We start from the raw sequence: 10,809 nt of genomic DNA on the forward strand, positions 1-10,809 counted from the left end.
CGAGCCGTTGGTAAAGAAACTGGAAAAACCAGCTACATTGAGCGATTCAACAATACGTTGAGGCAACGGGTATCTCGCCTAGTCCGAAAAACCTTGTCCTTTTCAAAATCGTTGGAGAACCACATTGGTGCTATCTGGTACTTTATCCATCACTACAATGCATCATTACTTATGTAGCACTACCCGTCTTCCTATTATTTGTTGGGCCTGGTGCCTCAACCCAGCTTTTCCCAATTATTCCTTTTTAAGGATTGGTAAAAGTGTTTATCCGGCCTCCGCCAAGGGATCTCCCTGTAGCTGGACGGGGAAAGTTGCTAGTAGGCTGAGTTACCTGATTCGGTTGCACTCCCGGATTACCAACGCTGGAATTATTACCGACGTTGGAACTAAATCCGGAGTTGGTGCCAATGTTGCTTCCCTGATTAGGCAAACCAGATGGGTATTGTCCGTAATTATTGGTGGTTATTGGGGCGGGTGGCGCTACGGGTATGGGTGCGACTGGCACTACTGGCACTGACTGGGGTTGGGTAAAAGAGGTGTAAGCATTCGGATTAGGATTAGTGGTTGTGGTTGGGGGAACGCTATAGCCTGTTGTGGTGGGTGAGGTAGTTGTCCTTGGCGGTGCTATCTGTCCAGTGTAGGTAGATGTCGGGGTTGTCTGCGTGGACTCAGATACATTTACAGGTGGCTGACTTGTAGACAATAAAGGTGTTGATGTTTGGTTTAAACCTTGTTGCAGGGGGCTTCCAGGCATCGCAGCTTGGGATGGTTTATCACCATTGAGGGCTTTAAACCCAGCTGCTGGGCTAGAAGTTGCGGATGTTGCGGATGTTTCAGTTTGCTGGTTGCTGGGTGTTGCTCCTAAAAGGGGGCCACTATTGGAAAGGGGGCCAGCATTTAGTAGCTCTTGGGCTGATGTAGCAAAAGGATTGGTGGAGTTTTGCGGATCTTTGGGTGCTATCCTGAGCAATTGAGATGTTGATTCTGGATTAGGTGCAGCAGTTTTGTTACGAGTCAACTGTTCAAATAAACCTTCTTCCTTGGGATTTTGCGATTTCTGCTTTTGCTTGCCTGCGCCTTGGGGATTGGTCGGGTTAAATTCTTGAATTAATACAGGTAAACTATCAATATCAGCGCCGATAGCACTACTTTCATCCGAAAGGCTTTGTTCATTCTCGGTTGCTTCATCGCCACTGCCAGTTAGCCACTCTGGGTGTTGCCAGTACTGCCATCCGCCAAAGAGTACCATTGAGATCGCGATCGCGCTACCCCAAAACGCCGGACGCAGTACTGTCCGGAACCGTGCTTTGAAATAGCGGATAGAGGCAGGAACTTGTTTGGAAGATGGCATAGGTGTAGTGCAGCTCGGCTCTGCACGGTGGGTATAAATTGATTCTATACGCTATTTAACTTAAGGTAGTTGCCATAAGGTAATGTTTTTTAAAAGATGCCCGTATCTTGTGTAAAAGTTTCTCTAGCAAGTTTTTTATAGGCTGTAACCTGTAAGGCAGAGGGACAATCTGCAAACGAAAAAATATTTCACAATTTATTTAGAACTGTTATATCACCAGTTAGTCATTAGTTAGTAGCGATCGCTAATGATTCAGGATGTAGGTCATTAGCGATCGCTTATTGGTTCGTGGTATACACAGCCCAAACAACTAATGACTAATTTACCGGGCAGCTTTAAGCAAAAACCAGACACCTGCTGCTAAGCCAAATAGATTTGGCATCCAAGCAGCAACAAAGGGAGGCAGGAAGTTGCCCAGTCCCAGGGCATCCCCAAAGGACATTAATAAATAGTAAGTAAAAATCACCAAGACGCTAATACCAAAACCTGTCGCTTTACTGGTGCGCGTAGGTCTAGTTGCCAAAGCAGCACCCACTATAGCAAACACCACACAAGCAAAGGGTAAGGCTATTTTTTGGTGAATGCGGATCAGCAGCTTGCGAATTTTCTGCTCATTGCCACTTAAACGTTCTATTTTCAGACGTTCTGTGGATTGTGCAAGGTTCATTTCTCCATAGTCGCGCCCAGAACTTGCCAAATCTAAGGCTGTTCGAGGCAGTTGCAGCTGTTGATGTTCAAACCGCAAAATATTGCGGTAGGAAGCATCGGGAGAAATTAGATAAATGGTGCCTTTAAAAAAATCCCAGGTATTTTGTGCTGGGTTCCAAGACGCGGCTTGTGAAGTAACAATTTGGTTTAGTCCTTCTTGTGACCAATCCAAAATTGTCAAGCCTTGCATTTTTTCACCATCAAACTTTTCTGCATAAAACAGGCGCTTTAGCACTTGTTCTTTTTCGCCATTGGGCAGTTTGACTTTAGTATATTCTGGATAAAAAATATTTCGCTCTTGGAAAGACGGCTTTTCTTTATTCAGCGCTCGATCTAGGGTAACTTTAGCTTGATAATTTGCTGCTGGTACTACATATTCATTAAAGGTAAAAGCAATACCAGTGATGAAAAATCCCAAGATAATTGCTGGTGTTACCAGACGATAAACGCTTATGCCGCAGCTACGCAAAGCTACCAATTCGCTATCGCTAGAAAGACGACTATAGGTTAATAAGGTAGCTAGTAGTGTTGAGGCAGCAAAGGCGTATGCCATAAATTGCGGTAGACTCAACAGCAACACTTTCAAAACCAGCATCGCTGGTAGCCCTACGTCCACACTTCTCCGCATCAGGTCGAATAAGCTGCCAATCGTTACTCCCAAAGAAGAAAAGAAACCCATCCCAAACAGGAAAGGTGCGAATAGTTCGCTGGCAATGTAGCGATCCATGACCGAGATGCGGGAAATCAAGGGGTAGAGCGGATTGAAAAATTTGGGCATTGCTAATGGCTAATGGCTAATGGCTAGTTGCTAATGGCTAATCGCTAATTGTTAAGAAATTGGGCATTAGCTGTTAGCAAAGGACTAGAGGCTACCTTTTGAAGTCATCGCCTAAGTAATATTGGCGTACTAAAGGGTTATTGTATAGTTCTTCAGCGCTGCCTGCGGCGAGGATTTGCCCGTCGCGCATGATGTAGGCTCGATCTGTGATGGCGAGGGTTTCGCGGACGTTGTGATCGGTAATCAAGATGCCCATGCTGCGATCGCGTAGTTCGGCTATTATTTTTTGAATCTCCGATACGGCAATTGGATCGACACCCGCAAATGGTTCATCTAAAAACAAAAATTTTGGCCCTTCGGGGCCAGATGCTAAGGATCTCGCCAACTCGGTGCGTCGCCGTTCTCCCCCAGAGACACGAATTCCGTGTGTATAAGCAACTTTTTCTAGACGAAAGTCTTGAAGTAAGTAATCCAGACGCTGCTGCCATTGACGACGCGGGACACCTGTTTGCTCTAACACCAGTAGAATGTTATCTCGGACGCTGAGGTTGCGGAAAATACTTGCTTCCTGAGCGAGGTAGCCAATGCCCAAAGTAGCTCGTTTATGAATGGGCAAGGCGGTGATGTCGGTATTATCCAACCAAACAGTACCTTGATCGGGTTTTTCTAAGCCAGTAGCAATGTAAAAGGTGGTGGTTTTACCAGCACCATTGGGGCCGAGCAATCCCACGATTTCCCCTTGCGCTACTGAAAGGTTGACACGATTGACAATCGTGCGCTTGGCATAAGACTTGTGAATATTTTCCAGTACGATTTTCATTGAATTGTGGCTGATGGCTAATGGCTAAAAGAATAAGTGCATTCTTTTTTTGCCTTTTGCATGAGAGCCTTTTGCCTTTATTACCTTTGGGGGGTTGTTGATGGGCTGTTCGGTGTTTTGAAGGCTGGCTTAGGATTAACGGGCGGAGTTGTTACAGGCGCTGCGGGTTGAGTTGGGGCGCTGGGGTCGGCAACTAGATAAATTGATTCTACCTGTCGGTTGCCTTGAGGCAGGGCAACAAAGCGCCCTTCATCGATGAGGTATGTGATTGTCTCGCCTCGGAGACTATTACCTTGTTGTAGGACGTAGACGTTGCCAGTGAGAACAATGCGGCGCTCTTTGCTGAAATACTGAGCTTGGGCAGCTGTTGCCTGAATTTGCCGTGATGGATAGTACATTTGCACGTTACCGCGTGCGGTTACGACTCCAGTTTTCGAGTTGGCCTCTTGGACATCAGAACGGACGGTGAGGGCGCGTCCGTCGCCTGGAGTTTGGGCTTGGGCGTTTTGTTGCATCTGGGTGGGGAATGCGATCGCTCCCACCAAAGCAGCTGGAAGCATTAATACTAATCCCAGGCGACGCATGAAAGATTGAGTTTGTTGAGAGGATTGCATCATGGGTTTTGCGGAGACATCAATGTTAGTCATTGGTAACAGGCTAAGGACGCGCTGAATACGTTAGTCGGCTACTGTGCCTAGTTTACTCTTTCTATAGACTCGATCCGGATCTACTTCAGGGATAACCAAGCACTAAAATCCTGACGATGCCTAGCTTGCAGAAGTTTCTTGCGCGTCTACTCGCTGTATTTTTGGTAATTGTACAGTGTCGCCTTGGTGCTGCATCTGTTCCACGAATTCAGCGATGTTTTCCGCACCAGCTTCTTGCAGTGCTGTCAACAGTTCAGCACTCTGATCTATGAGTTGGCTAACATCAATACCGCTGTATCGGGGTTCGTAAGCTTTGATGCGTCCAATTCCCTCTCCTAGTAATATCGCTGCACCGCGCCAGTTGAGATTGCCCAGATGATAGCAGGCAACTGCTATTTGCAGGACTCCCTGATAAAACCTTTTTTGCGGTTCGCTGGCTTCCATCCACAGGGCTTCTAAGGTATCGTGACAAGGGTAAAATTCCTGCTGATTAAACTGCTCTACTCCTTGCCAAAATTCAATCGGTATTTCTTCAGACATTATATATAGCAATACCTACCCTACTAAAAAGTTTGTTTTTATCAGGTTTTATGGAAATCTTAAGGATATAACTTAAAAGCATTCAACTTGTTTGAAGTATAAAAAAATAGCGAGGCTGATTGCCTCGCGCACATTGTTACATACTATCTCGCACGGCGTGAATTTCTTCAATAGAGATGTCTTGCATTTCACCACGAAACTCGTTATCTTCGGTGAGAAATAACATACAATGGCATTCTTTGCGTTCGCGCATTGGTACGCAGGGACAATTCCAGAAAGCAGCAGCTACTTCTGCTTCTTTGTCTTCGTAGTGACGACAGGGACACAAAGGCGCACCAAGGTCATCTTTGTGCTTGGCGAGTCCTTCAATCACAACGGCTGTTACTGAAGGATCGACACAAAAGTATGTGCCGGTGCGTTTGGCGTAAGTTTGAGAAAACTGACGCATTGCCTCTAGGTTTTTATCGCTGGATTTTGATTGAGTTTCTGATGATTGCATGATATGTAATGACAGGATGTAGGCAGGTATTAAAGCATTGTATCCTAAGGCTTTTCCTTAAGAGAATCGGTTGGTAAAAAATGTCAGTGAAGAAATCTATCTCAGGGGCGATTGTAGCTGAACTTGTAGTGGTTGCTCGGTGTTGATGATTATTCCAGGGGAATTGCGATTTACGGGTGTTGCAGGTTCAGTTGATGATGGCATCCATAGCACCCAGCGGCTAGCAGGGGGTAAGGCAGTTAGTGTTACTGGGTTCTGAGTCAGCCAAATTAAGGGAAGATTGGGCGGACTCACAGCGATCGCATCTTCTCCAGCATATGTTGCGGCTAAGGTTTCTAATACTACGCGATGACCTTGCACTAATCCAGTTAAGGCTGTCCAAAGTTTCACATTTAACTGCCGTCCACTGGCATAGAAGTACAGGGATGCAGCAGCAATTACGGCTTGTTCAAAATCTTCCGGGTTCCAAACGCTGGCACTGTCAAGGCATATAATTACTTCTTGCCCTCCGGTGAAGGTCTCCAACTCGCGGACTTGGAATTGTCCTAACCGGGCGCTGGTTCGCCAGTGAATTAAGCGGGTGGGATCGCCGACTCGGTAAGGACGCAGGGTTCGCGTTACTCCTTCTGTTGCTGCCTGGGAACGGCGATCTATGCTGAGAAATTGGGGACTGGTATCTTGCCCAATTTCATCGATTAGAGGGCAATTGATCAGGGGTAAAACTGTAGGATAGACGAAGGCTGTAGCTGGAACTTGGCGATCGCGCCGACACCAAAATAATCCCAGAGGGGCAGCTGTCTTAAGTTGCACTGTCATCCACCGATAAACACCCCGTTTTTGGGCTGGTTGGTAGTAAATCCAGTGGTGAACGCTTTTCGGGGGAATAGTTTCTATCGGTGTGTGTACAGGTTTTCCGAGGACGAAGGGGAGATCGTCTTGGATTTGTAGCAGGTTTTGGGATTTGTCAACTGGATTTTCTATATCCAATTCGATTGTTAGCTCGTCACCAACACTCACTGGTTGGATGGGACGGCGGTTGACTCGCAATGACTTGAGACTTTGGGCTGGTAAAATAGCCGAGAGTCCCACTATTGCCAACATTACACCACTGATAACATACAGCCACCCTGCCATAGTGTTAGTGGCGGCTCCAAAAAAGCAGATAGCGATCGCTAAGAGTATCCCACCCGCATACGCTGGCTTTACCCAACGAGTTTCCAACCATTCCGCCATTCGATCAACGTTTTTCATCAAAAGCGCCCAATCGCTATATCACAAGCAATTTAACAAAAATCAGATTACGAATAAATAAAATTTTTTGCCCCTATCCGGGAATTTTTTACAATATTTAAGTAAATTCACGCTTTACTTAGAAAACAATTTATAGACTAGATCCATTAAACTGTGGTTTTACCAATACCATCTGACCAAGATTAGGGGTTGGGAATTGGGAATTGGAAATTGAAAAAAGTCTTACCCAGTCCCCAGCCCCCAGTCCCCAATCCCCAGCCCCTAGTTAACACCTCGCGAAAACCGGAAAAATGACACAAATCAATGATGCTGGCAAATTGAAGCCTCAGGCTCCTCCACATATGCCACCACCGCCACCCCCTCCTCAGATGCAGACAGGGCGACTACCAGAGGTCAGCAACGTTAATACTTCCATTAAACAATTGGTTAAGGAAGCGTTTCATCACAAAGCCTCTGACATTCACATTAGAGTTGGGCAAGTTACCAGATTTAGGGTTCGAGGTCAGATAACCCAATCTGAAAGTCAGATGAGGGTGACACCAGAAATCTTTGAAAGATACCTGGCAGAGATTCTGAGTCCAGTTCAGCGAAAGCAATTCGCTGAGAAAAAAGAGCTGGATACAGCGATTTTCTATCCAGGTTTCGTGCGCTGTCGGGTGAACTGCTTTGAGACTCTGATGGGCGGAGCGATGGTGCTGCGCTTAATCACTCTGGATGTCCCTTCTATTGATAGTTTAAACTTACCGCAAGTCCTCAAAGACATTGTGTCAAAACCCCAAGGACTAATCCTAGTTACAGGGCCTACGGGATCGGGGAAATCAACTACACTTGCAGCAATGATTCGTCATCTGAACGAGACGATGAATAAGCACATTGTGACAATTGAAGACCCGATTGAATTTGTTCACTCTTCGCAAAATTGCCTACTTAGTCAGCGGGAAGTCGGTTTGCATACCAATGACTTTCACGAGGCGCTACGGGCAGTTTTACGGGAAGACCCGGATGTGATTCTGATTGGGGAAATGCGCGATCGCATTACCATTGAGACAGCTTTGCAAGCATCCCAAACGGGTCACTTAGTGTTGGGGACTCTGCACACCAGAAGCGCTATCGGTGCTGTGGATCGTTTGTTAAACCTCTACAAAGCAGATGAACAGCCAGTGATGCGGATACAGATTACCCAATCTCTGATAGCTGTAGTAGCCCAACTCCTACTTCCCACCACAGATAGTCGGCGCACCGCAGTTCACGATATTTTAATTAATACACCTGCAATGCAAGATTACCTGCTCAAAGGTGAAAATGAGGAGGCATTCCGGTTAATGGAAAACGACCAGTACGACGGTATGCAGGTGATGAATCAAGCTCTCTACAATGAAATGCTGGAGGGTCGGATTACCCTTGAGGAAGCCTTGAACGCTTCCCCAGATCCCAACGATCTAGATCGCCGTATTCGTACAGGTGGGGTTGATGCTTCTAACTCCTCGACTCGCAGTTGGATGTAATCTCAGATCCCATCAACCGAAGATGATGTGACACCCCAAATAAAAAAGCCCGCACAGGCGGGCTTTTTTATGTAGCCGCAGGTTTCACCTGCGGGCTACCTGAGATAATTACCGTTTCGCCAGCTTCTTCGCCAGCTTCCGCAGACGAATGGACTTGGGCGTTACTTCCACCAATTCATCTGATCCAATGTATTCCAAGGCACGCTCCAAGCTCATATCTATTGGCGCTTGCAACTGCACTAACTCATCACCGCCAGAGGCACGGTGGTTGGTCAGCTGCTTCGCCTTGCAGACATTGAGTTCCAAGTCTTGTTGACGGTTGTGTTCACCGACAATCATGCCTTTGTAAACTTTGGTACCCGGAGTGATAAAGAACGCACCCCGATCCTCAGCATTCTTCATTGCGTAGAAGGTAGCAACGCCCTCTTCAAATGAAATTAAGACACCGTTGCGGCGAGTTTCCATATCGCTGGTGATGGGGCGATAGTCTAGGAAACTGTGGTTCATAATCCCTTCGCCACGGGTGAGGCGCATGAATTCACCCCGGAAGCCGATTAAACCACGGGCGGGAATTACAAATTCTAGTTGAGTGCGACCCGTGGCACTCATCTGCATATCTTGCATTTCGCCCTTGCGCTGTCCCAAACGTTCGATACAGCCACCGCTAGCTTCTTGGGGGACATCCAGCACCAAACATTCGTAGGGTTCGCAGGGTTGACCGCTGACTTCGCGGAAAATCACTTGCGGCTGGGAAACTTGAAATTCATAGCCTTCCCGACGCATGGTTTCAATCAAGATGCCGAGGTGGAGTTCGCCTCGACCGGAAACGAGTAATTTATCGGGAGAGTCGGTATCTTCGACACGCAGGGCGACGTTTGTTTCGAGTTCGCGGAACAGGCGATCGCGAACTTGCCGCGATGTCACCATCGTCCCTTCCTGTCCGGCAAAGGGCGAATCGTTCACCGAGAAGGTCATTTGCAAGGTAGGCTCATCCACCTTAATCAGTGGCAAAGCTTGCGGTTCGTTTGGACAGGTAATTGTCTCGCCAATGTTCGCATCGGCGAAACCAGCCACCGCCACAATATTTCCCGCAGAGGCTTCTTCCAAATCAATCCGCTTTAAGCCTTCAAAACCCATCAACTTGGAGATTTTACCTTTCACAATGGCGCTGGTTTCCGTCACCAAAGCCACTTGTTGCCCCATCCGGATTGTGCCGTTATGAATTTTTCCAATCACAATCCGACCCAGATATTCAGAATAATCCAGGGTTGTCACTTGCAGTTGTAAAGGCTTATTCGGATCGCCTACAGGTGGCGCGACATGGTGCAGAATTGCCTCAAACATGGGCTGCATATCCATGTTGTCGGATTCCAGGTCGTTTCTGGCATAACCATTGATACCGGAAGCAAACAGATAAGGGAAATCGCACTGATCGTCATCTGCGCCCAGTTCCAAAAACAGATCCAATACTTTATCAATTGCGCCGTGGGGATCAGCTTGAGGACGGTCGATTTTATTTACGACAACGATAGGGCGCAATCCCTTTTCTAGGGCTTTTTTCAGCACAAATCGTGTCTGCGGCATGGGGCCTTCATTGGCATCCACAATCAGGATACAGCCATCGACCATGCCTAACACCCGCTCGACTTCGCCGCCAAAATCGGCGTGTCCAGGGGTATCGATAATATTGATTAGGGTTTCTTTGTATCTGACGGCGGTGTTTTTCGACAAAATTGTGATGCCCCGCTCCCTCTCTAGGGCGTTGGAATCCATGACGCAATCAGGAACGTCTTCCCCTTCGCGGAAGATGCCAGATTGTTTGAGGAGGGCATCAACAAGGGTGGTTTTGCCGTGATCGACGTGGGCAATGATTGCGACGTTGCGAATGGGGAGACTCATAGGAGCGTTCCAGAGTTGGTACTGCGACTCAGTTAAATTTAAGAAGCTCTTTAACAGAATTTGTCATCTAAGAGTAATGCTGTAAAGAAGCCTTAACAATTCTAGCTTAATTGCCTCAAATATTGCTAAATAGGTTTCCGTGCAGCTCAAAGACATACTTCCCAAGAGGGGATGGAGGTAGCGATCGCTCTCAAGAAACTTGGCAGCGATCGCGTATCGGTTGAAAGCGGGGTAGAACATGGCTCAACCTACTGCACGCTCTTTCGGGAGTAGAATTACAACTTTGCCAACTAGGTAGACATAATTGAACTAAATATCTAACGTCGGTTGGAACATTGGAAACCCACGCAACATTGATATGCTTTGATGGGTAATGCTACTGTACCTATCCTAACAAATAACTATATCTATCTACTTAATAAAAAAAGATATTTTAAAAAACCTATTCTAGGTAAAAAAATTAACTTAACTGGCTTTTAACCGAAGCAGTATTACCTATGAGTTGATAGTACCTGGCAATCGGGTAAAGGTATTTTATTAGTAGTTGAGACTTTTTCCGTCTAGCCGTGGCACGCACAGCCAACCCCAGTTTTTTCCCAAATTCAAAGCTGCATAAAATTAAAACTTATGGCTCTTCAGTACTTAGTATGCTAATTCAATAATTAAAATGCCAAGTAAGTAAACATCTAATTCGGTAATTTTCAAAATTCCTAAACCCATAAGCAGAGCGTTTAATCAACTTGAGCTTATTGTTAATACCCTCAACAACACCACTCGTAGTTCGGTTGTCAAAGTAAGCAATAATTTCATC

The 10,809-nt window shown here is 46.4% G+C and carries 12 protein-coding genes; 2 read left to right on the forward strand and 10 right to left on the reverse strand.

The features are described 5' to 3' along the window. The coding region (locus NDI42_RS28000; protein ID WP_242017434.1) for an IS1 family transposase at positions 1-177 on the forward strand (177 nt) is incomplete at its 5' end. 67 nt (positions 178-244) lie between these two features. On the opposite strand, the gene NDI42_RS28005 is transcribed toward NDI42_RS28000, so the two are convergent. From NDI42_RS28005 to NDI42_RS28035, 7 genes are all read right to left on the reverse strand, one after another. Further along, complete coding sequence (locus NDI42_RS28005; protein ID WP_190451737.1) at positions 245-1,351, reverse strand: hypothetical protein; 1,107 nt, start codon at positions 1,349-1,351, stop codon at positions 245-247. Between the two features lie 322 nt (positions 1,352-1,673). Beyond that, the gene (locus tag NDI42_RS28010; RefSeq protein WP_242017495.1) at positions 1,674-2,837 is read right to left on the reverse strand and encodes an LptF/LptG family permease; all 1,164 of its coding nucleotides are present in this window, start codon (positions 2,835-2,837) and stop codon (positions 1,674-1,676) included. Positions 2,838-2,928: 91 nt separating this feature from the next. Next, positions 2,929-3,657: an LPS export ABC transporter ATP-binding protein gene (lptB, locus tag NDI42_RS28015; RefSeq protein WP_190444627.1), complete on the reverse strand. Its 729-nt coding sequence runs from the start codon at positions 3,655-3,657 to the stop codon at positions 2,929-2,931. Positions 3,658-3,737: 80 nt separating this feature from the next. Continuing rightward, positions 3,738-4,274, reverse strand: coding sequence for an LptA/OstA family protein (locus NDI42_RS28020; RefSeq protein WP_190451743.1), 537 nt, complete (start codon positions 4,272-4,274; stop codon positions 3,738-3,740). Positions 4,275-4,424: 150 nt separating this feature from the next. Further along, on the reverse strand, positions 4,425-4,844 hold the full coding sequence (locus NDI42_RS28025; protein ID WP_190451738.1) for a DUF309 domain-containing protein: 420 nt from the start codon (positions 4,842-4,844) through the stop codon (positions 4,425-4,427). Positions 4,845-4,980: 136 nt separating this feature from the next. Then, positions 4,981-5,343: a ferredoxin thioredoxin reductase catalytic beta subunit gene (locus tag NDI42_RS28030; protein ID WP_190426056.1), complete on the reverse strand. Its 363-nt coding sequence runs from the start codon at positions 5,341-5,343 to the stop codon at positions 4,981-4,983. A gap of 96 nt (positions 5,344-5,439) precedes the next feature. Then, positions 5,440-6,594: a DUF58 domain-containing protein gene (locus tag NDI42_RS28035; RefSeq protein WP_190451739.1), complete on the reverse strand. Its 1,155-nt coding sequence runs from the start codon at positions 6,592-6,594 to the stop codon at positions 5,440-5,442. 290 nt (positions 6,595-6,884) lie between these two features. On the opposite strand from NDI42_RS28035, the gene NDI42_RS28040 reads away from it, so the two are divergent. Then, complete coding sequence (locus NDI42_RS28040) at positions 6,885-8,099, forward strand: type IV pilus twitching motility protein PilT (RefSeq protein WP_190451740.1); 1,215 nt, start codon at positions 6,885-6,887, stop codon at positions 8,097-8,099. 108 nt (positions 8,100-8,207) lie between these two features. On the opposite strand, the gene typA is transcribed toward NDI42_RS28040, so the two are convergent. The 3 genes from typA to NDI42_RS28055 form a co-directional block, all read right to left on the reverse strand. Further along, positions 8,208-9,998: a translational GTPase TypA gene (gene typA, locus NDI42_RS28045; protein WP_190451741.1), complete on the reverse strand. Its 1,791-nt coding sequence runs from the start codon at positions 9,996-9,998 to the stop codon at positions 8,208-8,210. A gap of 63 nt (positions 9,999-10,061) precedes the next feature. Beyond that, positions 10,062-10,238: a hypothetical protein gene (locus NDI42_RS28050; protein WP_190451742.1), complete on the reverse strand. Its 177-nt coding sequence runs from the start codon at positions 10,236-10,238 to the stop codon at positions 10,062-10,064. Positions 10,239-10,653: 415 nt separating this feature from the next. Further along, positions 10,654-10,809: transposase (locus tag NDI42_RS28055; RefSeq protein ID WP_190450670.1), on the reverse strand; the 156-nt coding region annotated here is incomplete at its 5' end.

The organism is Funiculus sociatus GB2-C1, from assembly GCF_039962115.1.
GTDB lineage: Bacteria > Cyanobacteriota > Cyanobacteriia > Cyanobacteriales > FACHB-T130 > Funiculus > Funiculus sociatus.